This window comes from Acinetobacter sp. SFA (genome assembly GCF_001647535.1).
GTDB lineage: Bacteria > Pseudomonadota > Gammaproteobacteria > Pseudomonadales > Moraxellaceae > Acinetobacter > Acinetobacter pecorum.
In genome coordinates this window covers 73,982-100,664 of sequence record NZ_LSZI01000020.1, presented here as the reverse complement: position 1 = coordinate 100,664, position 26,683 = coordinate 73,982, and the positions used below count along the sequence as shown (strand labels likewise).

The window sequence follows — 26,683 nt, the reverse complement described above, 5'->3', positions numbered from 1 at the left end:
ATACGCGCTCTGATCAAAAATGCGAAGTGCAATTTTTTAGAAACACGCATGATAAAATGAATTGGGTAATATTGACTAGATTATATTTTTTAGAAATAAAAAAGAGCATGCGAAAGCATGCTCTTTTTGAGGCGAGAAATTACTCAGCTACGATAGTAACCAGAACTTCTGCAATAACATCATGGTGCAATTGGATTGCGATGTTAAATTCGCCAGTGTGACGAAGTGCGCCATTTGGAAGACGTACTTCAGCACGGTCTACTTCTAGACCAGCATTTGTCAACGCGTCAGCGATGTCACGAGTACCGATAGAACCAAATAGTTTACCTTCGTCGCCTGCTTTCGCAGTAATAACGATGTTCACTTCGTTCAATTGGTCAGCACGTGCTTGAGCAGCAGCTAAAACATCAGCTTCAGCTTTCTCAAGTTCAGCACGACGAGCTTCAAAAGCAGCAGTATTTGATTCTGTTGCAGCAACTGCCATACCTTGTGGGATAAGGAAGTTACGGCCGTAACCAGCTTTAACTGAAACTTTATCGCCTAGTTTACCTAGGTTTTTAATGCGTTGTAATAAGATAATATCCACAGCTCAACCTCACTTATGATTGTCAGTGTAAGGGATCAAAGACAAGTAGCGAGCTTGTTTGATAGCTAGCGCTAATTGACGTTGGTAACGAGCTTTAGTACCTGTAATACGGCTAGGAACAATCTTGCCGTTTTCAGTGATGTACTGTTTTAAAGTGTCGATATCTTTGTAGTCGATGTACGTAACGTTCTCAGCTGTAAAGCGGCAGAACTTGCGACGACGGTAAAAACGTGCCATGTTATGTTCTCCTTAAGCTTCAGCAGAGTCTTGAGCGTGTTGTGCTTCTTCACGTTGAGCTTTACGCGCACGTTTTTCTTCAGCACTTTTAGCCAATAGTGACTCTTCAGTGATAGCGTTTTCACGACGGATGATAAGGCTACGAATGATTGCGTCGTTATAACGGAATAATTCTTCAAGCTCATCAAGAGTAGTTTGACCACACTCAACATTCATAAGAATGTAGTGAGCTTTGTGGATCTTGTTGATTGGGTAAGCCAATTGACGACGGCCCCAGTCTTCAAGACGGTGGATTTGACCTTCAGCTTCTTTGATGTGAGTTAGGTAGCGTTCTACCATACCAACTACTTGATCGCTTTGATCAGGGTGTACTAAAAGTACGATTTCGTAATGACGCATTGTCAGCTCCTTACGGTTTGGACAGCCCCAATTTAAGTAAATTGAAGCAAGGAGTCACAACCAAAGTTGTGTCGCAGTGTTTGCGAAGGGGGAATTGTAGTGATCTTTAAGGATAATTTCAACCAAATAAGAGATTTTTGCGAAATTATCTCTATAACCAGACCGATTATCAGAACCTTATTTTGGCTTTAACCAAATTTGGACTGGTTAAATTCAGCACATGTATTGTTGCGAAGATCAAGCTGGACTTATCAGGTTAAAAATCTAGAAAAACTGAATAATCGGAGTCTGGAGCCAGAAAGATTGAGTTTTACAAGCGATCAGGAAGATCGAGGTTTAGCTTTATAAAGCCGAATTTTTGATGCTGCTCTACAACTATTAGAAGCAGGGGATTAAGAGAAATCAAAATAAAAAAGATAGAGACTAACTCTATCCTTTTTAAAAAAACACAATCTGTGTAGATGGCGCAGTGGAGGTAAAACTAAAGATAATACTGATGACAGTAATCAGGATCACAGAGAACAAGAAATATTTCTTTGCCCAAAGTTGATCATTTTCAGCTTTAAATCCAATCACACCCAGATACAGCCAGTATATACACAGTAAATTTAAAACCACTGCATAGAGCCAGTTGGCATAACCAAAGACAAATAACGCATTCATGGTTAGTGTGAATAACATCACATAAACCAGTGATTCAACCTTGGTACGATGAATCGAACGCGCTACAGGCAAAATCGGAATACCTGCATTTTTGTAATCATCAAAGCGGTAAATCGCAATCGCCCATGAGTGAGGCATTTGCCATAATGCATAACCTAAAAAGATCAGCAATGCACCTAAATCAAATTGATTGGCTACTGCGGTATAACCAATGACAGGCGGAGCTGCACCAGAAATACTACCTACAACAGTTTGATGAATTGTGGTTCGTTTTGTCCATAGGCTGTAAAAACCGACATATACGACAAAACCAATCACCGCGAATAAGAAAGCGTACGCATTTACCCAGAACCATAAAAGACTAAAACCAATAATGCCTAATACCAGGGCAAAGGCCAGGGCAACAGGTACAGAGATGGCTTTAGTGACGAGAGCACGATTTTTTGTGCGCTGCATTTTTTGGTCGATGTCCTGGTCAATCACGTTGTTGACCACACATCCTGATGCTACGACAAGCGTAGTACCGAGCAAGGTAATAAGCAGGAGAAGGAAATCTACAGAACCTTGAGTGGCTACAAAGTAGCCACCCAAAGTGGTAACAAAGTTACCGAAGAGAATTCCTGGCTTAGTCAGGAATAAATACTTTTTCAGCATGACGACCAGTTTAGATCATCATGTTGTAGTGTAGGTAGTTCATGATCCATACAGAACCTACTAGAAGAATAGCAATGGTTAAGATGGTATACACAAACGCAATTACGTTCCAGCGTTGCTCTGAAGAAGAGTTCATATGCAGGAAATAAATTAACTGCACAAGAATCTGAGCAACCGCAGTAATCGCAATGACGGTAATCAAAGTACCACGGCCAAAACCGCCTGCCATCACCATACCGAATGGAATTACGGTAAGGATGATAGAAAGGATGAAGCCAACAGTATATTGCTTAACGTTACCGTGTGATTCGCCAGCAGCGTTATGATCGTGACTCATTACAGAACTCCCATCAAATAAACTACGCTGAATACACAGATCCAAACGATGTCAAGGAAGTGCCAGAACAAGCTTAGGCAAGCTAGACGACGCGTGTTTGCAAGAGTCAAACCATATTTCTTGATTTGAACCATAAGCACGATCATCCAGACCAGACCAGAAGTTACGTGAATACCGTGCGTACCTACCAAAGTAAAGAACGCAGATAAGAACGCACTTGTGCTTGGACCGTGACCCGCATGAACTAGGTGATTGAATTCATATAGTTCCATGCCGATGAAGATAGCACCGAATACCCAAGTAATCGCTAACCAAGTCAGTACTTTTGCAACGTCTTTTTTGTATGCAGCAAGAACTGCAAAACCAAAGGTTACAGAAGAGATCAAGAGGGCGAAGGTTTCAGTAAGAACGAAACCTAAAGAGTCGCCAAACAGGTCTCTCGCACTTGGAGTACCCACAGGGATGTGGCTACTCAAAACAGCGAACGCAATGAAGAGTGTACCGAACAGGACAAGGTCACTCATCAAGTAAGTCCAGAAACCAAAGACAGTGATGTCAGTATCATCGTGATGATGATGCTCATCATGTCCGTGGTTATCGTGATGAAGTACTTCAGCCATTGTCTTAGTCCTTCTTCAAGTGTTTTTCAAGAATCGCATAGCGTTCGTTTTCAATACGCTCAACTTCAGCAGCTGGAACATAGTAATCCACTTTCTTGGTGAAAGAAGACACGATGAAGCTAATGATAGAAGCAAGGAACGTAACAACTACTAACCACCAGATGTGCCAGATTAAACCGAAGCCCATAATAGTGATGAACATCGCGATAACGAAACCAGCAGCACGGTTAGTCGGCATATGCACGTCTTCATACTTCGTCGGTTTTGCGTATGCAACACCATTTTCTTTCTCGATCCAGAAAGTATCAATACCATGGATCTTTGGAAGATGAGCGAAGTTATAGAATGGAGCAGGAGATGATGTCGACCATTCAAGGGTACGACCATCCCATGGATCGCCAGTCAAATCTAGACGTTGCTCACGTTGTAGGAAACCAACCACGATTTGCATGATGAAACATACAATACCCAGCGCAATCAGAATCGCACCAAACATGGCAATGTTTACATACGGATCCCAGTCCGGGTTGTCAAATGTATTCAAACGACGAGTCATACCCATGAAACCAAGGATATAAAGCGGCATGAATGCAAAGTAGAAACCGAAGAACCAGAACCAGAACGCTGCTTTACCCCAAGTTTCATTCAGTCTCCAACCGAACATTTTCGGCCAGTAGAAGATGATACCTGCGAACATCGCGAATACTACACCACCAATAATTACGTTATGGAAGTGGGCAATCAGGAATAAAGAGTTGTGTACCAGGAAGTCCGCTGGTGGAACCGCCATCAATACACCTGTTAAACCACCGATACCGAAAGTCACAAGGAAGCCAAGTGTCCATAGCATTGGGGTAGTGTAAACAATACGACCCTTGTACATGGTGAACAGCCAAGAGAAGATCTTCACACCTGTAGGAATCGCGATAATCATGGTCATGATACCGAAGAACGCGTTAACGTTGGCACCTGCACCCATGGTAAAGAAGTGGTGAACCCATACAACGAATGACAATACTGTGATTGCTACTGTTGCATACACCATTGATTTGTAACCGAACAATGCTTTGCGCGAGAAAGTCGCAACAACTTCTGAGTAAATACCAAATGCTGGTAATACCAAGATATACACTTCCGGGTGACCCCAAGTCCAAATCAGGTTTACATACAACATTGGGCTACCACCCATGTCGTTGGTAAAGAAGTGGAAACCGAAGTAACGGTCAAGCGTTAACATTGCGATTGTTGCAGTCAACACTGGGAAAGCCGCAATAATCAATACTGCTGTACATAAAGATGTCCAGGTAAAGATTGGCATTTCCATAAGTTTCATGCCAGGCGCACGCATTTTGATGATGGTAACGAAGAAGTTAACACCCGTTAATAGCGTACCTAGACCTGAAATTTGCAGTGCCCAGATATAGTAGTCCATACCCACGCCTGGAGAATATTCGATACCAGACAGTGGCGGGTATGCCATCCAGCCTGTTGCAGCGAACTCACCTAACGCAAGTGATACCATCATCAGACCCGCAGCACCGGCGAATAACCAGAAGCTCAGAGAGTTTAATAATGGGAATGCAACGTCACGTGCACCGATTTGAAGCGGTACAGAGATGTTCATTAAACCAACTACAAGACCCATTGCCACGAAGAAGATCATGATCACGCCATGGGCGGTAAAGATCTGGTCGTAATGCTCAGGGTGTAAATAACCTTCGCCGCCACCTTTTGCAAGGAACTGCTGAAGACGCATCATGATCGCATCGGCGAAACCACGCACCAGCATGATCACAGATACGAAGATATACATGATACCAATTTTTTTATGGTCTACAGATGTGAACCATTCGTTCCACAAGTAGCCCCATTTTTTGAAGTAGGTAATACCGGCAACAACTACGATACCACCCAAGATCATCATTGCAACAGTTGCCAGTACGATTGGATCGTAAGGAATTGCATCCGGACCTAACTTACCTAAGAAGCTCATGTCTTATTCTCCTTGAGAAGCAGTCGCATGTTCACCAGCTACATGAGCTTCAGAAGCAGACGCTTCATGAGCAACAGCATCAGTTGCTGCAGCTTCTACAGGAGCTGAATGGTCAGCACCGTGGTAGTTACTCATATACTTGTGAATCACAGATTCAAACAAACCTTGCTCTACAGAAGAGTAGTAAGTCACAGGGTGTGGCTTAGTAGGGTAAGGCTTCATTGCTTCAGCAGCAGCCTTCTCTTCAGGAGTCTTAGCTCTTGCAATAATCGCTTCGATCTGGTGAACACCGCGGTTACCGTCACGTAAGCTTGCAAATTCAGCTTGGTCTAGAACAGTTTTTTGTACTGCATTAGGGTTAACTGAAGTACCGTTTCCTGCCTGAATAGCAGAAACCCATTCGGCAAACTGGGCATCAGTCACAGAATGTGCACGGAAGCGCATTTGTGAGAAGCCGTAACCTGAATAGTTTGAAGAGAAACCACGGTAGCCTTCAGCTGGGCTAGTTTCATCAGCTAATAGGTTGAGGTGAGTTTGCATACCTGCCATTGCATAAATCTGACCACTTAACGCCGGGATGAAGAATGAGTTCATCGTGAAGTTAGAGGTTAAACGAAGGCTTACCGGAGTTTTCTCTGGGAAACGCATTTCGTTGATTGTTGCAATACCTTGCTCAGGGTAGATGAAGATCCATTTAAATTGTTCAGCAATAACTTGAACAGTTAAAGGTGCTTTATCTGCTTCAATTGGACGGTATGGGTCATACTTGTGGGAACCCCACCAAGTTAACCAAGCTAAAATACCAATAATAATGACAGGGATACCCCATACTACAATTTCAATCGCAGTAGAGTGTGCCCATGTAGGTTTATAGTCTGCGTCTTTATTCGATGCACGATATTTCCAACCGAACCATAATGCCATGATGATTGATGGAATAACCACCAATAGCATTAAGTAAATCGCAGTCATCATCAGGTTACTTTGACCTGCTGCAACTGGACCTTTAGAGTTCAGAAGTACCATATCACCACCACACCCGGTCAAGAGTGCAGTCATCGCAGATAAAGACAATACAGCTAAAATCGTTTGTCTCATTTTACAACCTCGGTGAAGAGTCCCATTCCCTAATTTAATATGGGATAGCGATTAAAGTGCACATGACTAAAAAAGGCTGATTTTTTAAAAAACATCCTTTTAATCATAATACACCGCTACGTTGTAGGGCATTATGCCTGAGATTAACGAACTAAGCTATATGTAAAGGTGCTTTAAATGCCTGTAATAAAAACCGATTTTGGTAGGATGATTTGGGGAATATTTATAGGAATTTTATTTCAATTTCAAAGTTATGTAAGAAAAAACGGGATGAAGATTATCCCGTTTTTATTTGCTGCTAAATTATTGTTTTACTACTTGAGTTTTGGCCAGTTTGTCATGCAGGGTCTGACGTTTTTTACCCAGTCCGAATGCCCAGTCTATAATTAAGCTGAGAGGCATAAACATGATATTGAAGAAAATGAACAACACACTGCGGATAGTAAAAGCGCGTAACAAGCTGGTTTTTTCGCCAGAATCAGCATCTACAATTTTGATTTTCGTGAGTTTTTTACCAATACTTTGACCTGATTTTGCAATCAGAAACGCTTGAATAGCCAGCATAATCAGTAAATAGACTGCTGTGGCAAGCCAGGCCTGTTGAGAAAACATCTCAAACATTTGAGTCTGTAATTGCTGGGCCATTGCCGGATCTGCATCGCTGCTCAGCACCACGTTCATGAATTCTTGGTTCAATTCTGCGAACCGTGCTTCCTGTTCAGGAGTGAAAAATGCAGTCAGGATAAAAGTCGCCGGCAACCACAATAGCAGGTCTACAATTTTAGCCAAGATACGACTGGGAATACTGGCCAGTTCATTTTTTCTTGCAGAGACTCGAGGCTGCTGGCCATAAGAGGTTTTTTCGGTTTGATTTTTCTGAAATACAGGCGTTTCAGGAGTTGGTGCTGGAGCGATATAGCCTTCAGGTTGATATACTGATTTTCCTTGGGTAAGTTCACCTAAGGCTTTCCATTCTGTCATGCCTTGATGCCAGGCTAAATCTGTCAGCATGACTTGTTGATTCGCCAGCATCTGATTCAATTGCTCGAGCGTATATGGACCAGCTTGTTGATTGTTTCGTGCCAAGTAAATCTGCATATAAACTGAATCTCAATATTTAAATGTGAACTGATAAATAGGTTTAATCAAGATTGTAGTGAATTCTGTTTTGAAAACAAACACTCTCTCATCGTAAGATATAGATTAATTGAGGATTTTCAATCATATTTCTCATTAAAATGCATCCTACACATAAACTGAAAACTTCTGTGTTCTAAAAAGATACATGTTTGGACTTCAGGTAGACATTTATTATTGCTAGTTTGGTATGACTTTACTGTTGGTATTTGTTTGTCATTACAGTAGGGGTGTGTTTAGAAATTTAATTTAATTATTTTAGTTAATTCAATTGTTTAACTTTTGAATATTTTCAGTCCATTGATTTGAACTAGTAAATAATGGTGAGCTTATAAAAAAGACCCTATTAAAGGGTCTTTTTTATATTCAAAATGAATTTATGCTTTTTTTACTTTTTCTTCAGCAAGGAAGAACCAGGTATCCAATACTGAGTCTGGGTTAAGCGACACAGATTCAATTCCTTGTTCCATCAGCCATTGTGCAAGATCTGGATGGTCAGAAGGGCCTTGACCACAGATACCGACATATTTGCCTGCTTTACGACATGCATGGATTGCCATAGACAGAAGTACTTTAACTGCAGGATCACGTTCATCAAACAGGTGAGATACAATACCAGAGTCACGGTCCAGACCAAGAGTTAACTGAGTCAAGTCGTTTGAACCGATAGAGAAACCATCGAAGTGTTCAAGGAACTGTTCAGCTAACAAGGCATTAGTTGGAAGTTCACACATCATGATCACTTTCAGGCCATTCTCGCCACGTTTCAAGCCATTTAAAGCAAGAAGTTCAATCACGCGTTTTGCTTCAGCTACAGTACGAACGAACGGAATCATGATCTGTACGTTGGTTAAGCCCATTTCATCACGAACTTTCTTCAATGCACGGCATTCCAGCTCGAAGCAGTCACGGAAGTTGTCAGAGACATAACGGCTTGCACCACGGAAGCCCAGCATCGGGTTTTCTTCCTCTGGTTCGTATAACTTACCACCGATCAAATTCGCATATTCGTTTGACTTGAAGTCAGACATACGCACGATCACTGGCTTGTCTGCGAATGCAGCAGCAAGAGTAGAAATACCTTCAACCAGTTTTTCTACGTAAAATTCGATTGGAGATGCATAACCCGCAGTACGTGCCATGACTGCTGCACGTGTTTCACGTGGCAGGCTGTCGATGTTCAGTAATGCTTTAGGGTGTACGCCGATCATACGGTTGATGATGAACTCTAGACGTGCAAGACCAATACCTTCGTTTGGAATTTGAGCAAAGTCGAATGCACGATCCGGGTTACCCACGTTCATCATGACTTTGAACGGTAATGCTGGCATTGATTCGATCGAGTTGGTTTGAATTTCGAAATCAAGCGCACCTTCGTAGATGAAGCCGGTATCGCCTTCAGCACAAGATACAGTGACTTCTTGACCATCAACCAGTACTTCAGTGGCATTACCACAACCTACAATTGCAGGAACACCTAATTCACGTGCAATGATTGCAGCGTGACAAGTACGACCACCACGGTTGGTGATAATCGCAGCAGCACGTTTCATCACTGGTTCCCAATCCGGGTCAGTCATGTCAGATACAAGTACATCACCGTCTTGTACTTTGTCCATTTCTTTAATCGACGTCACGATACGGACTTTACCAGAACCGATACGTTGACCAATTGAACGGCCTTCACAGATTACAGTGCCGCGTTGTTTCAACAGGTAGCGTTCCATGGTGCCGACATTTTCACGGCTTTTTACTGTTTCAGGACGTGCCTGAACGATATAAATTTTACCGTCATCACCGTCTTTTGCCCATTCGATGTCCATTGGAGAACCGTAATGGTTTTCAATGATCAACGCTTGTTTAGCCAGTTCTTGTAGCTCGTGATCATTCAATGCAAATTGCTGACGATCTGCTTTTTCTACGTCAACTACAACTACTGATTTACCCGCAGAGGCTTCTTCACCATAAATCATTTTCTGGTGCTTAGAACCCAGGTTGCGACGAAGGATCGCGTGTCGACCTGCATTTAAAAGTGGTTTAGAAATATAGAATTCATCCGGGTTAACTGCACCCTGAACAACCATTTCACCCAAACCATAAGAAGCGGTAATGAATACTGCATCACGGAAGCCTGATTCAGTATCTAGTGTGAACATTACACCCGCAGCACCAGTTTCTGAACGAACCATGCGTTGTACACCAGCGGACAAAGCCACTACATCATGGGCAAAGTTTTGGTGTACACGGTAAGAGATTGCGCGGTCGTTGTATAAAGATGCAAACACTTCTTTGATTGCGATCAGAACGTTATCGATACCACGAATGTTCAGGAAAGTTTCTTGCTGGCCGGCAAAAGAAGCATCCGGCAAATCTTCTGCAGTTGCAGAAGAACGAACGGCAACCGCGATGTCAGGGTTGCCGTTAGAAAGTTCTGCAAATGCTGTACGAACTTCTTGTTCTAATGCAGGTGTAAGTGGAGTATCCACAATCCATTGACGAATTTTTGCGCCAGTTTCAGCGAGTGCATTCACGTCATCAACATTGAGTGCAGCAAGCTCTGCATTGATTTTAGCGTTTAGGCCACTTTGCTCGAGAAATTCACGGTAGGCATCGGCAGTCGTTGCGAAACCACCTGGCACAGATACACCAGCATTTGATAAATGGCTGATCATTTCGCCTAGTGATGAGTTTTTCCCACCAACCAGCTCAACGTCGTGCTTCCCTAATTTTTCCAGACCAATTACGCGCGCTTCCAAAGTTGTTACTCCACTTTTGCAGTATTAATCACTATCTTGGCATGAGAGTATAGCAAATCATCTAGGTTTTTGATTTTACTAAGCGACAGTCATGTAAGATCGGTTTACTATAAAGATTATATAGCACTAAGACAAATGTTGGAGGAGAATTTTAATGTCGGAAGGTAAACAAATTCAGCGTAGTGTTTTCTTTATTTCAGATGGTACTGCCATCACCGCTGAAACGCTTGGCCACTCGCTGTTAGCGCAGTTTCCACACGTAAAATTTGACATTCATATTATCCCTTACATTAGCTCTGAAGAAGCCGCTACAAGTGTGGTGGCAGAGATCAATGCAAGAGCTCAAATAGACGGTGAAAAACCTCTGGTATTTGATACTTTGGTTGATCCTTATGTTCGCGATATTATTAATACAGCAAATGCGGTAAATCTTGATGTATTTGAAGGGCTTATTAGTAAATTGGCTGATGAGTTAGGCACGATTCCTACGACTTTAGTCGGACAGACCCACGCAGTGACGGACTCCGAATCCTATAAAGCCCGTATTGATGCTGTCCATTTTGCTTTGGATAATGATGATGGCGCACGTACCCGTCATTATGATAAAGCCGACCTGATTCTAATTGGTGTGTCACGTTCCGGTAAAACACCAACTTCTATTTATCTGTCTTTGCAGTTCGGTATTCGTGTAGCAAACTATCCGCTGACAGAAGAAGATCTGGATGATAACCGTCTGCCAGCAGTGCTAAGACCCCATAAAAACAAGCTTTTTGGTCTGATGATTGATGCAGAACGTCTGGTTGCCATCCGCACTGAACGTAAGGCGAACAGTCGTTATGCCAGCTTTAGCCAGTGTCAGATGGAACTGCGTGCGATCGAAGGCATCTATATTTCAGAAGGAATCAAATACCTGAATGTCTCTGAAATGTCGATTGAGGAGATTTCTACCCGGATCCTGCAAATGACTGGTCTTAAACGTCGTATCGGTTAAGAAAAGTGCAGAGCCAAGCTAGAACTTGGCTCTGATTTATAGATAAAAAATTAATAAAAGAGCCAGATTCATAGAAATAAAATATCAATATTATAAACAAATAAAATACTGAATATTTTTTTAAAAAATACATTCCACTATTTTATAATCAACTTGTTTAGATACTCACCAAAAAATTCAATTTTATAGACCTTGCATTTTTTAGATACAGCTTATAATTTCAGTTTACTGGCCTATCCATTGATCAGTTTTATACTGAAAACGTATACACAATCAGTTCGACCTGATGCTGAGCGCCATTAATACAATAAATGCTATCTTTAGAAATTTTTGAAATGGGCCAGGTAATCAGCTGGCAATTTTCACGTTGCAAGGCAGTATAGTAATGATCAGATTTTAAATAAACTTTAGATACTTCGGCGAGATTTGGCATAAGTTGACGTCTTAACCATAAATTCTGGACCTGATTTTCCAGATAGCGTAAGGACAAAATACTTTTGATCCGGCTATTAAATAAGCGTCGATTTTTGATAATCAGAGGATGATTCAACAGTCGTTGCAGACCATGCTCTGTACCGGGAAGCACGAATTGCGGATTAATCTGAAAAACTTTCACAGATCGGGCGTGCTGGCTAATGTGATTGAGATGACTCACGGTAAACTGGTCCGTGCCAATAATCGCAATATCTTTCCCAGCGCAGTCTAATTCAGCAAGCTGGGAAGAGGGCACTTTAAGGCCAGTAAAATGCTGGAAATTTTCGGGACGATTCTCGAATATGCCCATATGTACATCCTGCTTGGTAGACATTGTTTTTCCTTGAAATTTTTTAATAATTGATTTTATTTGCTTTTCTATAGATATTAACAAAAGCCCCAGAGCAGTAAAGTTCAAAATTTAACTTAGACAGTCATTCTATTTTCTATAGTTGTTTTTAGTGCAAAAGAGCAAGTCCAGAGAAACATATCGATTAAAAAAGATAACACGTGAATTTGTGTGGCTGGCCATACAGGTCAAGGTATAGATTAAAAACCATACACCCATTCCGAAGAATGGGTATTGTAGATGACAATCACACAAACTAGAAAAAGTAAGCATTATCAAAGAAATTTCCTTTCCTATCTATAAGGAAAGGTTAGGAAGAGGTTGTGTATAAAAATTTCCTCTCCCCCTTGCGGAGCATGCTCCTCCTTAGAGGAGTTAGAGATGAGATCTATTGTCTGTTCTTGATTTGCATCAGTAATTCAAAGTTATGCAGACGTTTCTCTGTATCATAAATATCGCAGGTGAAAATAAACTCATCCACATTATATTTTGCCAAAAGTGTTTTCAGCCCCGCTTTAACAGTTTCTTTAGAACCCACTTGTGCCATGGCAAAGAAATTATCGACAGACATTTTTTCTGGTGGTGACCAAAGCCCTTCCATTGATTCAATCGGAGCTTTCAGTTTCAGGCTCTGACCGCGAATCAGGGAAAGCACACGTTGGTAAGCACTTGTTGCCAGATATTCTGCTTCTTCATCGGTATCTGCGACACAGGTCGGTACGCCCATGGAAACATAGGGGCGATCCAGATATTCAGAGGGTTGGAAATTGTCACGATACAGCTGAATCGCCTGACCCAGCATACGTGGAGCAAAATGCGAAGCAAATGAATAAGGCAGACCAAGTTTCGCTGCGAGCTGGGCACTAAACAGGCTGGAGCCTAATAACCACACTGGAACATGGGTGCTTTGACCCGGTGTTGCCACGATACGTTGTCCAGGAATTGGATCTTTAAAATACTGCAGAATTTCCAGTACATCTTGTGGAAACTGGTCTTCGGTTTCCTGACGGCCACGACGTAGGGCACGCATGGTCATTTGATCGGTGCCTGGAGCACGGCCCAGACCCAGTTCAATACGATCCGGATAGAGCGTTGCCAATGTGCCGAACTGTTCAGCCACGACCAACGGGGCATGGTTGGGTAACATAATTCCGCCAGAACCTAAAGTTAAGGTTTTGGTATTTGCCAGTAAATAGCCTAAGAGAACTGCGGTTGCTGAGCTGGCGATGCCATCCATATTATGATGTTCTGCCAGCCACATCCGGCGATAACCCAATTTTTCTGCTGTTTGGGCAAGTTCGAGCGCATGGTTTAGCGCAAATTGAATGCTCTTGTCGTCACGAACAGGAACCAGTTCGAGGATAGAGAACTGGGTATCGTTAAGTGTACGCATAGTATTACTCTTAAATAGACATCTTTAAAAGCATACGACTTTAGATTGTATTTGTATATCGAGGAAAATCGATATAAGTGTAAACTAAATTATAAAGATAAAAAAAATAAGCATCCGAAGATGCTTATAAAGGAGGAAAGGATAAAAGATGAAGTCTTAACGACGACGGTTATTGTAGCGATAATCGTTGTAACGGTAATTGCGAGAAGAGTTATAGCGACGTTCGCTACGATCATCATAACGACGGTCTTCGCTAACTTTTTTACCTAAAGCTGAACCGCCTGCTGAACCGAGTGCTGCACCGATATAACCACCATTGCTGCCAGCCATATTTCGACCTACTGCATAACCTGCACCGCCACCTAAAGCACCACCGATAATTGCACCATTACGGTCACGTTTATTTGCTGCCACTGCGGCACCTGCACCACCACCAATCGCTGAACCGATTGTTGCGCCAGTGGTACCGCCCATTTTATTACCGACTGCGGCACCCACAACGCCCCCCAAAGCAGAAGCTAAAGCTGTATTGGTTGTATTGCCTGCATTGGCAGCTGTCATACCCATGGCTGAGGTTGCTACGACAGCGATCATTAGAGATTTATAGTTCATGAGGACACCTTTTATATATCTAGCTGTATTTTGTTGATAAAATCAATTTAATCTAGCAAGCGCCAAACAGCATGGAGGCAGTGTTGGCGAATTGTGATTTTTATCTCCTTAATTTATTCATGATGTTGGCAAGATAAGTTGATGCTTTACATGAATTTGGAGGGAATAAAAGAGCAATAAAAAAGCACCCGAAGGTGCCTCTTGTGTTAAATGTAGCCGCTGGCCTAAAATGCCTGAATTCAAATTAACGGTAACGTTTTTTCCAGTGTTTAGAGCGTTTTTCAGCAGTTTTATCCTTGGAAATCTTGTTACCTAATGCAGCACCACCCGCAGCGCCCAATGCTGATCCAATATAGCCACCGTTAGAGCCGCCCATATTTTTACCTACTGTATATCCTGCACCGCCACCTAGAGCGCCACCAATTGCAGATTCAGTCCGGTTTTTCTTGCTGCTTGCAACCGCTGCACCACCAGCACCACCTAAAGCAGCACCCAAGGTTGCACCAGTATTGCCACCCATATTTTTACCTAAAGCTGTACCCGCAACACTACCCAAAGCACTTGCTGCTGCAACGCGTGCTGTACTGTCTGCATATGCGTTTACAGTCATCATTGAACCAGCAGCTAAAACTGTACTCATTAAAAGTGCATTAAGCTTCATGTCATTACTCCGTGTCCATTTATGGGACTGTAGTTATTTCGATGCAGAAAATGTAACAAATCATGCTGCAAACAATATGAAGATCTTTCTTCATAATTACTGGATTTATTTGGCAAATTGTAAAATCTGCAGTAAATAAGCATAAGATCGATTACTAAAAAGGCAGTTTTACTATTTTTAATCATATTTATTAACAAAGACATTAGAACGAGAACAATAGCAAGCTGGACTTACTCAATAATGATGTTCATTAGAGGCCAGAGTCGTTAAACTAGGCGCAATTTTTTGATTTCGCTGTGCTAAATGAATATTTAGCTGCAGCCATATGTTTGAGATTTTTTAGAAAATGAAAGAATCGTTACGTTTACGATTAGACCAGCTCTCTGACCGCCATGAAGAACTGACCGCATTGCTAGCTGATGTAGAAGTCATTTCTGATAACAAGCGCTTCCGTCAATTATCACGTGAGCATAATGACTTAACAGAAATCACCAATGTCTGGACCAAGTACAGACAGGCTGAAGAAGACATCGAAACGGCTCAGGCCATGCTGTCAGACCCGGATTTCAAGGAAATGGCACAGGAAGAAATTAAAGAAAATAAAGCTTTAATTGAATCGCTTGAAGCTGATCTGAATATCCTGATGATTCCGAAAGATCCGAATGATGCCAACTCGGCTTATTTAGAAATCCGTGCTGGAACAGGCGGTGATGAAGCGGCAATTTTCTCGGGTGACCTGTTCCGTATGTATAGTAAATATGCTGAGTCTCAAGGCTGGAAACTTGAAATCCTGTCCGAAAATGAAGGCGAGCATGGCGGTTATAAAGAAGTCATTTGTCTGATTAATGGTGAAGGTGTCTATGGTCGCCTGAAATTCGAAAGTGGCGCGCACCGTGTGCAGCGTGTACCTGCAACCGAATCGCAGGGCCGCGTCCATACTTCTGCATGTACGGTAGCGATTCTTCCGGAAGTGGATGTCGATACTTCGGTTGAAATCAATTCATCTGATTTGCGTATTGATACTTACCGTGCTTCAGGTGCCGGTGGTCAGCATATTAACAAAACTGACTCTGCTGTGCGTATTACCCACATTCCAACCGGTACAGTGGTTGAGTGTCAGGATGAGCGCTCACAGCATAAAAATAAAGCCAAAGCCATGGCTTTACTGGTTTCACGTCTGGAAAATGCCAAACGTGCTGCTGCGGATGCGGCTACTTCTGAAATGCGTCGTGACCTGGTTGGTTCAGGTGACCGGTCCGAACGTATTCGTACCTACAACTATCCACAAGGCCGTATGACCGATCATCGTATTAACTTGACCTTATACAAGCTGGATGCGGTGATGGAAGGTGATCTGACTGAATTGCTGGACAGTCTGCATCGTGAATATCAGGCCGATCAGTTGGCCATGCTTGCACAGCAGAATGGTGGATAATGAATATTTTACAAGCGCTGGCTTTGCGCGGCGAAGCTGAAAGTTACGAACGTCAGGAAAATGCCTGGTTACTGGAACACATCACCAAGATTGATTCATTTGATCTGCTGATGAAAAAGGATCAGGAACTAACGCCGGAACAGGAACAGGCGTATAAAGACGGTCTGGCGCGTATAGCTGCCGGTGAGCCTTTGGCTTATGTCACTGGTTCACAGCCATTCTGGACTTTGGACCTCAAAGTGACCAAAGATACTTTGGTACCACGTCCGGATACTGAAGTACTGGTTGAGACTGTGTTGAAATTGGACCTGCCTGAAGATGCCCGTGTGGCAGATTTAGGTACAGGTACTGGCGCAATTGCGTTATCACTTGCTTCTGAACGTCCAAACTGGTCCATAACGGCTTCGGATATTTACGCGCCTACGCTGGAGGTAGCGAAGTATAATGCAGAGCAGTATGATATTGAGAATGTGGAATTTGTTCTCGGTTCATGGTTGAAGCCATTTGGCCGTCAGTTCTTTGATGCGATTGTATCAAACCCGCCGTATATCGATGCCAATGATGCACATATGCCAAATCTGGCGACTGAGCCGGAACGTGCTCTAGTGGCAGACAAAAAAGGTCTGGCTGATCTGGAGGACATTATTATTCAAGCCAAGAAGCATTTGACTGTGAATGGTTGGGTGGTGCTTGAGCATGGTTATGATCAGGCAGACGCCGTACAACATCTATTTAAACAGGCGGGCTATAAGCAAGTCCGCACGGTTAAAGATTATGGCGGTAATGATCGTGTGACTTTGGCGCAGTGGCCACATTAATCTGTAATCTATCTTTCTTTATTAAAAAGCGACCGGTATGGTCGCTTTTTTATTCAAGTTTTATCAATTCCCAGCTGCATCTGAAACCTTAAACATTCTTAATGGCATCACGCCAAGGCAGTATAACTAAAAATAAAAAAAGCGATGCCAGAGCACCGCTTTCGAGGAATTCTTAAAAAAAGAATTACATCGGATAGTCTTGTAGACAGTCATATACTTCGACCTGATCCAGACTGCCGGTTTCCATTGCCAGACAAAGTGCCACAACCTTCAAAGTGTCTGCCAAAGATTCTTCATCTTTCAAGGCAATACCTTGCTGTAACTCGTTGATACGTTCTGCTGGTATTTCAAGGGCTTGAGCCGCTTCTACAGCGTCTACCTGATTAAAGAAGTGCAGAATTGCATGTTTAAGTTCTGCATCCGATGCATTTAAAATCCCTTGATTCAACTGTTCTGTGATGAGATCAGTTGAAGAAAATAAAGCTTTAGAGAAGTTCTGAACAAGATTTTGTTCAAGTACATCAGTCATCTTTAACATGGAGATACCTTCAAAAATAAAGGAAAATATAAAAACAGCCAAAAATGGATGTTCTAAAGTGATTGAAAAATAACCCATATTAATAGGAAAATAAAAGCTTTTAGAATGACTGTTTAGTTCTGTAATTTAAGGCTGTGATCCTTGAAATATATAAATATTGAATAAACATACGGTTAAATTTATTGATTGGGGTTTAATCGTTTTCAAGTCTTAATATATAGATTATTTTGTAATATTTTGCCGGTAAGCCCCTGGGCTGACACCAGTCCATTTTTTAAAGGCACGATGAAAGGCACTGACTTCCTGGAAATTTAACTGATCACTGATATCCTGCAGACTTTGCTCTGTACGGGTTAAGAGCTCAATCGCAGTATCACAACGAATTTCATTTTTAAGTTGCTGATAACTCAGGCCTTCATTTTTCAGACGGCGTTGTATGGTGGCTTCAGAGATATTCATTTTCAAAGCAAGTTCATTCAGTTCCAGCCAGTCTGCGGGTGGTACATCTAATAGCTGTTTGCGAATCTGGGTGCTTAAGGCATAGGGATTTTTAAAACGAACCAGCAGGTTGTGTGGCGTCTGCTGAATAAACTGATACCAGGAAGTCTGATCCTGTTTTACTGGGAGTTGCAAATAGGCAGCATCAAACTGGATATAGTTTTCACTGGCCTGATATTCAATCTGTTCACAAAACCGGACTTTATAGTCAAAATCATTGATTGGCGCGGTGCATTTCAGCTGAATCTGATTGAGTAAAATTCGCTGGCCGCTTAACCAGCATAAGAGGGTATGGATCAGCATTACATAGGTGGCATAACTGAACATGCGTTTGGTCTGTTTCTGGTCATAAATTACGATATAGGCAAAGTTTTCCTCGACCATGAGTGTACTGTGCAGATCATCCAGAATCAGGTTAAAAAACTGCAGGATTTGTTGCAAGGCTTTTTCTAGTGTCTCTGTCTGCAACAGCATTTTGGATAACAGCTTGAAACTGCCACGGCGCATGGGATGGCTATCCATACCAAAAAATTCATCATTCATGCTGTCTGCTAGCGCGGTCCATAGCGCTGCATATTGCGCCACTGAAACCCGAGCCTTGGCTGAGTGCAGAATCTCTAACGGAATACCGGCTTTATTTAAGATAATAGCAATATCGTAATGTTGTGCTTTGGCATTCAATAATGCTTCATGAACCAGATCAATCGAGATGGTTCCCTTGCTATATTCCAAGACAGGTAAATGCATGGCCGGTCAAAAATCCTTTTTTTTATTGTCCAAATCCATCAATCAAGATGCAATATTTGGAAATTGTACAGAATAAAATCTCTGTTTACTCTTCTTCATAAGTCGTAATTTTAAAAATATCTAAAGGACATAAACATGAAAATTCAGGGAAAAGTTATAGTGGTTACCGGTGGCGCGTCGGGTCTGGGTGCAGCTACAGCAACCTATCTGGTGGAACTGGGCGCCAAGGTCATTCTGGTAGACATGAACCAGGAACAGGGTGTCGCTATGCAGGAGCAACTGGGTGAGCAGGCCGAATTTGTACAACTGGATGTCACTGATGAGCAGGCTGTCGAAGCCTTCTTTGCTGAAGTCGAAAGCAATTATGGTCAGCTAAATGGTCTGGTGAACTGTGCCGGGATTGCACCGTCTGCCAAAGTGTTGGGACGAAACGGCATCCATGAATTGGCGATGTTCCAGAAAGTGCTGAATATTAATGTGAGCGGTACTTTTAACATGCTGCGTCATGCAGCGGCTTTAATCGCAAAATATGAGCTGCAATCGGGTGAAGAAGAACGTGGCGTGATTGTGAATACCGCTTCGGTTGCCGCTTATGACGGCCAAATTGGTCAAACTGCCTATGCGGCATCCAAAGGTGCAGTAGTCGCAATGACTTTACCTTTGGCACGTGAACTGGCTCGTGAAGCGATCCGTGTCATGACCATCGCGCCGGGCATCATGGAAACTCCAATGTTGAAAGGCATGCCGCAAAATGTCCAGGATGCTCTCGGACAGATGGTGCCTTTTCCATCACGTCTGGCCAAACCACAGGAATTTGCTCAGTTAGTTGGTCATATTTTCGAAAATAGTTATTTGAATGGTGAAGTGATTCGTCTGGATGGTGCAATCCGTATGGCACCAAAATAATTCATTAAATAAAGATGCTTTCTCTGATTCATCAAAATGGCAATAACGTGTCAGGGAAAATTGTATGTTGAATTTGCCGAATACATCCAAAAAAACATCACATTTTGAAAATTAAAAAGTCTGTGCTGATGCTGGATAGAATGAATAAAGAAGGGAAAGATCCGTGATTTTAAATGACGAACAAAAAATGATTCAGGAAATGATGCGGAATTATTCGCAGCAGAAGCTGAAACCAACCGCTGGTTTGCGCGATAAAACAGCACAATTTCCCACACAGGAGCTCAAAGAACTGGGTGAGCTGGGTGCTTTGGGCATGACTGTTTCCGAGCAATGGGGTGGAGCAGGTCTGGACTATGTTTCGCTGGTACTGGCTCTTGAGGAAATCGCCGCCGGAGATGGAGCGATCTCGACGATTGTCAGCGTGCAGAATTCTTTGCCTTGTGGTATTACCCAGCGCTATGGCACAGAGGAACAAAAACAGAAATATCTGACCAAACTGGCGACAGGTGAATGGCTGGGGTGTTTTTGCCTGACGGAGCCACAAGCTGGGTCGGATGCCAGCGCTCTGGAATGTAAAGCCGAACGTGATGGCGACGAGTGGGTTTTAAATGGCATCAAGCAATTTATCACCACAGGTAAACACGCACAGATTGCACTAGTATTTGCTGTGACCGATAAATCTGCAGGGAAAAAAGGTATTTCATGTTTTCTGGTGCCGACCGATATACCGGGTTATATCGTGTCCAGTCTGGAAGAAAAAATGGGGCAACATTGTTCCGATACCGCGACCATCGTTCTGGATAATTGCCGGATTCCTGCTGCCAACCTGCTGGGGCAGGAAGGCGAAGGATACAAAATTGCCTTGTCTAATCTGGAGTCGGGCCGGATCGGGATTGCAGCACAATCTGTCGGTATGGCACGTGCTGCACTGGATGCCGCGGTAGAGTATGCCAATCAGCGTAAATCCTTTGGGGTGGAACTGGTTCAACATCAGGCTGTGGCATTCCGGCTTGCCGATATGGCCACCCAGATTGAAGCGGCGCGACAACTGGTCTTGCATGCGGCAACGCTCAAAGATGCTGGCCAGCCATGCTTAAAAGAAGCTTCTATGGCCAAGCTGTTTGCTTCGACTATCGCAGAGCGAGTCTGTTCGGATGCGATCCAGATTCATGGTGGCTATGGCTATGTGTCGGATTTTCCGGTTGAACGTATCTATCGTGATGTGCGAGTGAGCCAGATTTATGAAGGTGCATCAGATATTCAACGACTGGTGATTGCGCGTGAAGTATGTCAACGCTGATTTTTAATTTAAAAAAACAGACTTTGAGGGATGTTCAAATCCTGCACTTACATTGATGGATATGGAAATTGCAGGATTCAACTGAATATGATGCTCTAAAGACATACAGTGCGAATAATCGAAAATAAGCCTTATTCAGGTCCTAGCTATAAGGCATGAATGCAGATTTGAAAAATTATGCTGATGGAATCAGCAGGAACAACAAATACAAATGGATAAACTCAGGCAAGCTCGCCTGAAAACTACAATAGGAAAGAGGTTGTCGTCATGAAGACACTAGAGCAGGCATATGCTGATTTTAATTTTGAAAATATGGTTCAGGAACATCTGGTTGGAAGTACAGAGAACATCAATGCTTATACCGAATGCTGTGGTCGCTACCTGGGTCAAAACCGAACTGCACTGATCTGGCAAGGCAAAAATGGGAACGCACAACAATGGACTTTTGAGCAGCTGGCTGAAGCTTCAGGACAACTGGCCCATTACATGACTGTACTGGGGCTGCGAGCAGGCGACTGTATTGCCGGTCTGCTTCCACGTACTCCCGAACTCCTGATTACCATACTGGCGACCTGGCGTATCGGTGCGGTTTATCAGCCTCTATTTACTGCTTTTGAAAGCAAGGCTATTGAACATCGGATCAATACTGCTCAAACCAAGCTGATTATTACCAATCAGGAGCAGCATTCAAAACTGAATGATCTGAGTATTCCTCATATTTTAACTGTACATCCAACTCCTGATTGTGCTGAAGAAGATGCCGATTTCTGGACTGAAATCAAGGAATATCCAAGCGATTTTGAACCGGTTCAAGGCCGATTCAGTGATATTTTTTTGATGATGTTTACTTCAGGTACCACCGGACTGGCGAAATCAGTGCCTGTTCCTTTAAAGGCTTTACTGGCATTTAAAGGCTATATGCTACACGCTGTCGATTTACGTGAGGAGGATTCATTCTGGAATCTGGCCGATCCGGGTTGGGCCTATGGCCTGTATTATGGCATTGCAGGTCCTTTGAGCTTAGGGCATAGCATCATTATGGATGAGCGTGCTTTTAGTGTAGACAATGCAATTGAAATCATTAAAAAATATCAGGTGAATAACCTGACGGGCTCACCAACGGCATTCAGGATGTTCTTTGGCTTTAAAGAAAAATTTGATGCTGAAATCAGTGCATATTTACGTGTAGTCAGCAGTGCAGGTGAGCCCTTAACTCCAGAAGTGATTCAATGGTTCAATCTGGATCTAAACGTCAATATTTATGACCAGTATGGACAGACTGAACTTGGGATGGTGATTGCCAATCATCATGCTCTGGAGCATTATAAAAAAGTTGGTTCGGCTGGATTTGCGATTCCGGGGCATCGTTTTGCAGTATTGAATAAAGAGCATCAGGAAGTAGAAAAAGGCGGTGTCGGTACCCTGGCAATAGACTGTTCAGCTTCACCTTTGATGTGGTTTGACGGCTATGGCGGAAATAACCGGAAAGCCTTTATTGGTCAGTATTATTTAACCGGTGACACAGTCAAACTGAATGAATATGGTGGCATTGATTTTATTGGTCGTGCAGATGATGTCATTACCACGTCGGGCTATCGGGTTGGGCCTTTTGATGTAGAAAGCACCTTGCTGGAATGTGAGGAAGTATTGGAATCCGCCGTAGTGGGTAAGCCAGATCCTGAACGCACTGAAATTGTGAAGGCCTTCGTGGTGCTCAAGTCACAATATACCGCCAATGAAGACTTGATGATCAAGCTGCAGAACTATGTGCGTTCCCGCTTGTCTAAACATGCCTATCCAAAAGAGATTGAATTTGTTAGTGATTTACCCAAAACATCCAGTGGTAAAATTCAGCGCAATCTGCTTAAACAGCAGGAAATTGCTAAAATTCAAGCAATAAAACAGGTCAGTTGATTTTACTAAAGAAAATTTATAAGGTTGCAATTGCGGCCTTTTTAATTTTTTAGCCGATTGCTTTTGAGGAGCTGTTTAAAATATTAATCACGCTATTTGAGTCATTACAATGTAATTTTTAATCATTTAAATTTAAAATAATCAAATATTTAGCCTCTTATGAAAAGAGGCTAAACAGGAGAGAAAAGTTTAAAATTTATAGAGTCACTTTCTCATGTTCTGTATCTGGTTCTTCCGGTTTACCTGTTACATTTCCTTTAAGAACTTTGAGTAAATGGGTCACTTTATTATCTTTCACATTCCAGTATTCAGCACTTACTGCTTTGGCAATCAGAACACGAACGCTTGGGTCGTCTTTGCCCTGAAACCAGTTTTCTGCCCAGGGATTCCATAGCTTCTCAATCAGCATGCGGTCTGTACTGATTTCCCCATGTGCACTAATGGATACATAAATATCATCAGATGGCTTGGAAAAAGACAGTCCCAAATGGCGACGGCCTGCATTTACAGCCTGAACAATATCGTTGGTGTCCTTCATAATAAAATAAAGATTCTGATCCTCATTCATCGCCTCAGAGTTAAGCATGGTCATTGGCTGTGAGTGAAGTTCTTGAGTATCGGTCTGATGACTGATCATGGTAAAGCGGACGTCTTTGATCAATTCCCATAATTTTTCACGGTTATTATGTTCTGAATGCTGTTCAGTCATATCATTGCTCCATGGTTCTTAAGATTCAGTTTTTTGTGGCTTTAAGCAGCTTAACCATATTTAAGAACCGATACAGAAGGTCTCACTGAACTTATACATTTTCATACTGAAGGACAGAAAGTGACTACAGAAGCGCTAAACAAGCAGGAGTCAGTTACAGGATGATAAAGAGTGAGTATATGATAATAAATAAGAGAAAATTATAAGAAATTGCAAGTGAAAATGGAGAAAAGTGAAGGGGTTGAGCACTATAAAAGTTAATTCACTCTCTACAATAAGTTAATATTCGGCATGTTTAACGTGGCAATCTAACTTTTTGAGAGAAATGTTTAGCAGATCCTCAGGCACAATGTTGCAATAGTAGAGGAAGCTAAAAATTTTCATACGCTATTCTAAATCAACGTAAGTATCTAAAATTTCTGATAGCTTCCATCAAACAAATGAGAGTTTTCCACGAGTTGTGATCTAATTGGTATCATTAAAAAATCCTGTGGCATCACAAGATTGGCAACTTGATCGCGAGCATTTAACTGATATGATATTTGGCGCCGTTTCTAAACCATTGATTGGTTTGCTGGTTATACGCAGGGAAGTCAATTTATCTGAAATATATCTATATATTGAAATTTCAGTACCCATACTTCTATGACGATTACTTTTTAAATATTTTCAAAACAGGGAAAGACATTGTCTACATTTAATACGGATACTGTATCTTCAGAATTCGAACTGAGCGATGCAGAAATGCACTTATATGCTCGACAGCTCCTCTTAGAGGGGTGGGATATTGAAGCACAGGAAAAACTGAAATTTTCTAATATCTGTATTGTGGGATGTGGCGGGATTGGTTGTGTCTTAGCAGAACTGCTGGCTCGTGCCGGAGTCGGTAAAATTACCCTGATTGATCCAGATACGATTGAAATGAGTAATCTGCAACGACAACTGGCTTTTACTCCACAGGATTTAGGTTTTTATAAGGCAGAAACACTGGCAAAAAGGCTGGGGCAGATTAATCCGAATGTGCAGATTGACTATATTAACCAGGCCTTAACTGAGAACAATGCAGAAAGTATTATTGGGCAGCAGGATCTGGTGCTGGATGGCTGTGACCAGTTTGAAACACGCTACCTGGTCAATCAGATCTGTGTAAAACTCAATGCACCCTTAATCAGCGCCTCGGCCATTGGCGTGCAAGGTCAAATGTTTATGATTGAAGGCGATTCTGCCTGTTATGCCTGCCTGTTCCCGCCAGAGCATCAAGAGGATACTAGTTTACGCTGTGCCGACTCTGGTGTACTCGCAACCACACCCAACGTGATGGCAAGTCTGCAGGCACATCATGCTTTGCTATATTTGGGCTTGGGAGTAATGCCACTGAGACAGAAACTTCTGCTTTGGGATGGTCTCAGCTTCAAGCAGCGAATTTTAAGTTTCGAAAAAGATACAGATTGTCCAATCTGTCAGGCAAGATAAACCTGCAATTTTTAATTTTTTTGCTACACTGCATGTAATTAATTTTTCCTAAGACATTATGAAAAACAATATCTGGTTAGATGGAATACGCTCGGTTGCCCGTATGGGTGAAACCGCGGTGGTTGCGGCAAAGGCAGGCATCAAATATGCTACCGAAAAGCCAAGCAACGCCAAACTCATGCGCGAGACTTTTGAATCATTAGGTTCAACTTATATCAAGCTCGGTCAGTTTATTGCCAGTACGCCGTCATTATTTCCACGTGAATATGTAGAAGAATTTCAGGGCTGTCTGGACCAGACGCCGACTTTGCCATTTAGCTATATTCAGGAAGTACTGGCCTCAGAATTTGCTGGCCGTAATCTGGATGAGATTTTTGCCTCAATCGAGGAAACACCACTGGCTTCTGCCTCAATTGCACAGGTACATGCGGCCAAACTGGTATCGGGTGAAGATGTTGTTATTAAGGTGCAAAAGCCGGGTGTGGAAACCATTCTTTATACCGACTTGAATGTCCTGCATTGGGCGACAAAGCTGCTGGAAAAAGCCGTACCAAAAGTGAAATTTGCCTCACTGGCCGATATTGTCGAAGAAATCAAAACCCGGATGGTGCGTGAAGTCGATTTTATTGAAGAAGCACAAAATCTGGATGACTTCGTTAACTATCTGAATATTACCAACAACAAGGCGGCCACAGCGCCAAAAGTTTATCATCAGTATTCAACTCGTCGTGTGCTGACCATGCAGCGTTTGTATGGTGTGCCACTGACCGATTTTGAAGTGGTGAAAAAGGTCGCAAAGGACCCGTCACAGGTATTAATTACAGCCATGAATACCTGGTTTGGTAGTCTGATGATGTGTAATAGTTTCCATGCCGATCTGCATGCCGGTAATCTGATGCTTCTTGAAGATGGCCGGGTTGGTTTTATTGATTTCGGTATTGTTGGGCAGCTCAAACCTGAAGTATGGACTGCATGTATGGCCTTTATGGATGCTTTGCAGCATACCAATTATACCTTGATGGCAGAAAACATGCTGAAAATGGGCATGACTGCAGTTGAGATTGACACTAAAGTGCTGGCTGCTGATCTTGAGCGTCTGTTTGGCGGGGTGATGCTTGCCGATCCGCAGGAACTGCTGACCTCAAGTCCTGCAGATCTCAACGATATCATGATGGATATGGTCGCTGTGGGTGAGCGTCATGGCATCCGCTTCCCGCGTGATTTTGCCTTACTGTTCAAACAAATGCTGTATTTCGATCGTTTTATGCGGATTCTTGCGCCATATACAGACATTTATGCAGATCAGCGTTTGCAAATGGTGCAAAGCATGGATCCAAATCTGCTGTTAAAGCATTAATTTAATCTCTCCCGACCTTCTTTTCTTG

Annotated in this window: 25 protein-coding genes; 8 read left to right on the top strand and 17 right to left on the bottom strand. The window is 42.6% G+C overall.

Annotation, left to right across the window (positions count from 1 at the left end; translation table 11 throughout):
* Nucleotides 1-139: 139 nt before the first annotated feature.
* From rplI to ppsA, 10 genes are all read right to left on the bottom strand, one after another.
* Nucleotides 140-586, bottom strand: coding sequence for a 50S ribosomal protein L9 (gene rplI, locus AY607_RS12605; protein ID WP_064096517.1), 447 nt, complete (start codon nt 584-586; stop codon nt 140-142).
* A gap of 9 nt (nt 587-595) precedes the next feature.
* Nucleotides 596-823: a 30S ribosomal protein S18 gene (gene rpsR, locus AY607_RS12600; RefSeq protein ID WP_004278792.1), complete on the bottom strand. Its 228-nt coding sequence runs from the start codon at nt 821-823 to the stop codon at nt 596-598.
* Between the two features lie 12 nt (nt 824-835).
* Nucleotides 836-1,222: a 30S ribosomal protein S6 gene (rpsF, locus tag AY607_RS12595; RefSeq protein WP_004278789.1), complete on the bottom strand. Its 387-nt coding sequence runs from the start codon at nt 1,220-1,222 to the stop codon at nt 836-838.
* Nucleotides 1,223-1,660: 438 nt separating this feature from the next.
* The gene (gene cyoE, locus AY607_RS12590) at nt 1,661-2,539 is read right to left on the bottom strand and encodes a heme o synthase (RefSeq protein ID WP_064102692.1); all 879 of its coding nucleotides are present in this window, start codon (nt 2,537-2,539) and stop codon (nt 1,661-1,663) included.
* A gap of 10 nt (nt 2,540-2,549) precedes the next feature.
* Nucleotides 2,550-2,876: a cytochrome o ubiquinol oxidase subunit IV gene (locus AY607_RS12585; protein WP_064096515.1), complete on the bottom strand. Its 327-nt coding sequence runs from the start codon at nt 2,874-2,876 to the stop codon at nt 2,550-2,552.
* Nucleotides 2,876-3,496 carry a cytochrome o ubiquinol oxidase subunit III gene (gene cyoC / locus AY607_RS12580; RefSeq protein ID WP_004278786.1) on the bottom strand — a complete coding sequence of 207 codons (621 nt, stop codon included), beginning with the start codon at nt 3,494-3,496 and terminating at the stop codon, nt 2,876-2,878. Before cyoC ends, AY607_RS12585 begins: the two co-directional genes overlap by 1 nt.
* A gap of 4 nt (nt 3,497-3,500) precedes the next feature.
* Complete coding sequence (gene cyoB, locus AY607_RS12575) at nt 3,501-5,489, bottom strand: cytochrome o ubiquinol oxidase subunit I (RefSeq protein ID WP_064102691.1); 1,989 nt, start codon at nt 5,487-5,489, stop codon at nt 3,501-3,503.
* A gap of 3 nt (nt 5,490-5,492) precedes the next feature.
* On the bottom strand, nt 5,493-6,587 hold the full coding sequence (cyoA, locus tag AY607_RS12570) for a ubiquinol oxidase subunit II (RefSeq protein WP_064096513.1): 1,095 nt from the start codon (nt 6,585-6,587) through the stop codon (nt 5,493-5,495).
* A 303-nt stretch (nt 6,588-6,890) separates the two neighbouring features.
* Nucleotides 6,891-7,685 carry an RDD family protein gene (locus tag AY607_RS12565; RefSeq protein ID WP_064102690.1) on the bottom strand — a complete coding sequence of 265 codons (795 nt, stop codon included), beginning with the start codon at nt 7,683-7,685 and terminating at the stop codon, nt 6,891-6,893.
* A gap of 416 nt (nt 7,686-8,101) precedes the next feature.
* Nucleotides 8,102-10,480, bottom strand: a complete 2,379-nt coding sequence (gene ppsA, locus AY607_RS12560) for a phosphoenolpyruvate synthase (RefSeq protein WP_064096511.1) — start codon at nt 10,478-10,480, stop codon at nt 8,102-8,104.
* 154 nt (nt 10,481-10,634) lie between these two features.
* Between ppsA and AY607_RS12555 the strand changes: the two genes are divergently transcribed.
* The gene (locus tag AY607_RS12555; RefSeq protein WP_064096510.1) at nt 10,635-11,471 is read left to right on the top strand and encodes a pyruvate, water dikinase regulatory protein; all 837 of its coding nucleotides are present in this window, start codon (nt 10,635-10,637) and stop codon (nt 11,469-11,471) included.
* 250 nt (nt 11,472-11,721) lie between these two features.
* On the opposite strand, the gene AY607_RS12550 is transcribed toward AY607_RS12555, so the two are convergent.
* The 4 genes from AY607_RS12550 to AY607_RS12535 all read right to left on the bottom strand — a co-directional run bounded on the left by AY607_RS12550 (nt 11,722) and on the right by AY607_RS12535 (nt 14,960).
* Nucleotides 11,722-12,279 (bottom strand): hypothetical protein, encoded by a 558-nt coding sequence (locus tag AY607_RS12550; RefSeq protein ID WP_064102689.1) that lies wholly within the window; start codon nt 12,277-12,279, stop codon nt 11,722-11,724.
* Between the two features lie 403 nt (nt 12,280-12,682).
* The gene (locus AY607_RS12545; RefSeq protein ID WP_064102688.1) at nt 12,683-13,687 is read right to left on the bottom strand and encodes an LLM class flavin-dependent oxidoreductase; all 1,005 of its coding nucleotides are present in this window, start codon (nt 13,685-13,687) and stop codon (nt 12,683-12,685) included.
* A gap of 156 nt (nt 13,688-13,843) precedes the next feature.
* Nucleotides 13,844-14,299: a hypothetical protein gene (locus tag AY607_RS12540; protein WP_064096507.1), complete on the bottom strand. Its 456-nt coding sequence runs from the start codon at nt 14,297-14,299 to the stop codon at nt 13,844-13,846.
* A gap of 244 nt (nt 14,300-14,543) precedes the next feature.
* A complete protein-coding gene (locus AY607_RS12535; protein WP_064096506.1) occupies nt 14,544-14,960 on the bottom strand; it encodes a glycine zipper 2TM domain-containing protein in 417 nt (138 codons plus the stop codon).
* Nucleotides 14,961-15,306: 346 nt separating this feature from the next.
* Between AY607_RS12535 and prfA the strand changes: the two genes are divergently transcribed.
* A complete protein-coding gene (gene prfA / locus AY607_RS12530; RefSeq protein ID WP_064102687.1) occupies nt 15,307-16,395 on the top strand; it encodes a peptide chain release factor 1 in 1,089 nt (362 codons plus the stop codon).
* Nucleotides 16,395-17,213 carry a peptide chain release factor N(5)-glutamine methyltransferase gene (prmC, locus tag AY607_RS12525; protein WP_064102686.1) on the top strand — a complete coding sequence of 273 codons (819 nt, stop codon included), beginning with the start codon at nt 16,395-16,397 and terminating at the stop codon, nt 17,211-17,213. The genes prfA and prmC overlap by 1 nt, the downstream gene beginning before the upstream one ends.
* Before the next feature lie 184 nt (nt 17,214-17,397).
* On the opposite strand, the gene AY607_RS12520 is transcribed toward prmC, so the two are convergent.
* Both AY607_RS12520 and AY607_RS12515 read right to left on the bottom strand, forming a co-directional pair.
* Nucleotides 17,398-17,751 carry a hypothetical protein gene (locus tag AY607_RS12520; RefSeq protein ID WP_064102753.1) on the bottom strand — a complete coding sequence of 118 codons (354 nt, stop codon included), beginning with the start codon at nt 17,749-17,751 and terminating at the stop codon, nt 17,398-17,400.
* Nucleotides 17,752-17,973: 222 nt separating this feature from the next.
* Nucleotides 17,974-18,996: an AraC family transcriptional regulator gene (locus AY607_RS12515; RefSeq protein ID WP_064102685.1), complete on the bottom strand. Its 1,023-nt coding sequence runs from the start codon at nt 18,994-18,996 to the stop codon at nt 17,974-17,976.
* Nucleotides 18,997-19,131: 135 nt separating this feature from the next.
* Between AY607_RS12515 and AY607_RS12510 the strand changes: the two genes are divergently transcribed.
* The 3 genes from AY607_RS12510 to AY607_RS12500 all read left to right on the top strand — a co-directional run bounded on the left by AY607_RS12510 (nt 19,132) and on the right by AY607_RS12500 (nt 23,116).
* Nucleotides 19,132-19,902 (top strand): 3-hydroxyacyl-CoA dehydrogenase, encoded by a 771-nt coding sequence (locus AY607_RS12510; RefSeq protein ID WP_064102684.1) that lies wholly within the window; start codon nt 19,132-19,134, stop codon nt 19,900-19,902.
* 163 nt (nt 19,903-20,065) lie between these two features.
* Nucleotides 20,066-21,202: an acyl-CoA dehydrogenase family protein gene (locus tag AY607_RS12505; protein ID WP_064102683.1), complete on the top strand. Its 1,137-nt coding sequence runs from the start codon at nt 20,066-20,068 to the stop codon at nt 21,200-21,202.
* A gap of 267 nt (nt 21,203-21,469) precedes the next feature.
* Entirely contained in the window at nt 21,470-23,116 is a 1,647-nt protein-coding gene (locus tag AY607_RS12500; protein ID WP_064096499.1) for an AMP-binding protein, read from the top strand.
* A gap of 196 nt (nt 23,117-23,312) precedes the next feature.
* On the opposite strand, the gene AY607_RS12495 is transcribed toward AY607_RS12500, so the two are convergent.
* Complete coding sequence (locus AY607_RS12495) at nt 23,313-23,825, bottom strand: pyridoxamine 5'-phosphate oxidase family protein (protein WP_064096498.1); 513 nt, start codon at nt 23,823-23,825, stop codon at nt 23,313-23,315.
* Nucleotides 23,826-24,512: 687 nt separating this feature from the next.
* Between AY607_RS12495 and AY607_RS12490 the strand changes: the two genes are divergently transcribed.
* Both AY607_RS12490 and AY607_RS12485 read left to right on the top strand, forming a co-directional pair.
* Nucleotides 24,513-25,298 (top strand): HesA/MoeB/ThiF family protein, encoded by a 786-nt coding sequence (locus tag AY607_RS12490; protein ID WP_225215721.1) that lies wholly within the window; start codon nt 24,513-24,515, stop codon nt 25,296-25,298.
* 58 nt (nt 25,299-25,356) lie between these two features.
* Complete coding sequence (locus AY607_RS12485) at nt 25,357-26,655, top strand: ABC1 kinase family protein (RefSeq protein ID WP_064096497.1); 1,299 nt, start codon at nt 25,357-25,359, stop codon at nt 26,653-26,655.
* The last annotated feature ends 28 nt before the right edge of the window (nt 26,656-26,683 follow it).

Coding starts and splice junctions, on each gene's coding strand:
- rpsR (WP_004278792.1), bottom strand. CDS start 823: ATGGCACGTTTTTACCGTCGTCGCAAGTTCTGCCGCTTTACAGCTGAG.
- rpsF (WP_004278789.1), bottom strand. CDS start 1,222: ATGCGTCATTACGAAATCGTACTTTTAGTACACCCTGATCAAAGCGAT.
- cyoE (WP_064102692.1), bottom strand. CDS start 2,539: ATGCTGAAAAAGTATTTATTCCTGACTAAGCCAGGAATTCTCTTCGGT.
- AY607_RS12585 (WP_064096515.1), bottom strand. CDS start 2,876: ATGAGTCACGATCATAACGCTGCTGGCGAATCACACGGTAACGTTAAG.
- cyoC (WP_004278786.1), bottom strand. CDS start 3,496: ATGGCTGAAGTACTTCATCACGATAACCACGGACATGATGAGCATCAT.
- cyoB (WP_064102691.1), bottom strand. CDS start 5,489: ATGAGCTTCTTAGGTAAGTTAGGTCCGGATGCAATTCCTTACGATCCA.
- cyoA (WP_064096513.1), bottom strand. CDS start 6,587: ATGAGACAAACGATTTTAGCTGTATTGTCTTTATCTGCGATGACTGCA.
- AY607_RS12565 (WP_064102690.1), bottom strand. CDS start 7,685: ATGCAGATTTACTTGGCACGAAACAATCAACAAGCTGGTCCATATACG.
- AY607_RS12555 (WP_064096510.1), top strand. CDS start 10,635: ATGTCGGAAGGTAAACAAATTCAGCGTAGTGTTTTCTTTATTTCAGAT.
- AY607_RS12550 (WP_064102689.1), bottom strand. CDS start 12,279: ATGTCTACCAAGCAGGATGTACATATGGGCATATTCGAGAATCGTCCC.
- AY607_RS12545 (WP_064102688.1), bottom strand. CDS start 13,687: ATGCGTACACTTAACGATACCCAGTTCTCTATCCTCGAACTGGTTCCT.
- AY607_RS12540 (WP_064096507.1), bottom strand. CDS start 14,299: ATGAACTATAAATCTCTAATGATCGCTGTCGTAGCAACCTCAGCCATG.
- AY607_RS12535 (WP_064096506.1), bottom strand. CDS start 14,960: ATGAAGCTTAATGCACTTTTAATGAGTACAGTTTTAGCTGCTGGTTCA.
- prfA (WP_064102687.1), top strand. CDS start 15,307: ATGAAAGAATCGTTACGTTTACGATTAGACCAGCTCTCTGACCGCCAT.
- prmC (WP_064102686.1), top strand. CDS start 16,395: ATGAATATTTTACAAGCGCTGGCTTTGCGCGGCGAAGCTGAAAGTTAC.
- AY607_RS12520 (WP_064102753.1), bottom strand. CDS start 17,751: ATGTTAAAGATGACTGATGTACTTGAACAAAATCTTGTTCAGAACTTC.
- AY607_RS12515 (WP_064102685.1), bottom strand. CDS start 18,996: ATGCATTTACCTGTCTTGGAATATAGCAAGGGAACCATCTCGATTGAT.
- AY607_RS12510 (WP_064102684.1), top strand. CDS start 19,132: ATGAAAATTCAGGGAAAAGTTATAGTGGTTACCGGTGGCGCGTCGGGT.
- AY607_RS12500 (WP_064096499.1), top strand. CDS start 21,470: ATGAAGACACTAGAGCAGGCATATGCTGATTTTAATTTTGAAAATATG.
- AY607_RS12495 (WP_064096498.1), bottom strand. CDS start 23,825: ATGACTGAACAGCATTCAGAACATAATAACCGTGAAAAATTATGGGAA.
- AY607_RS12485 (WP_064096497.1), top strand. CDS start 25,357: ATGAAAAACAATATCTGGTTAGATGGAATACGCTCGGTTGCCCGTATG.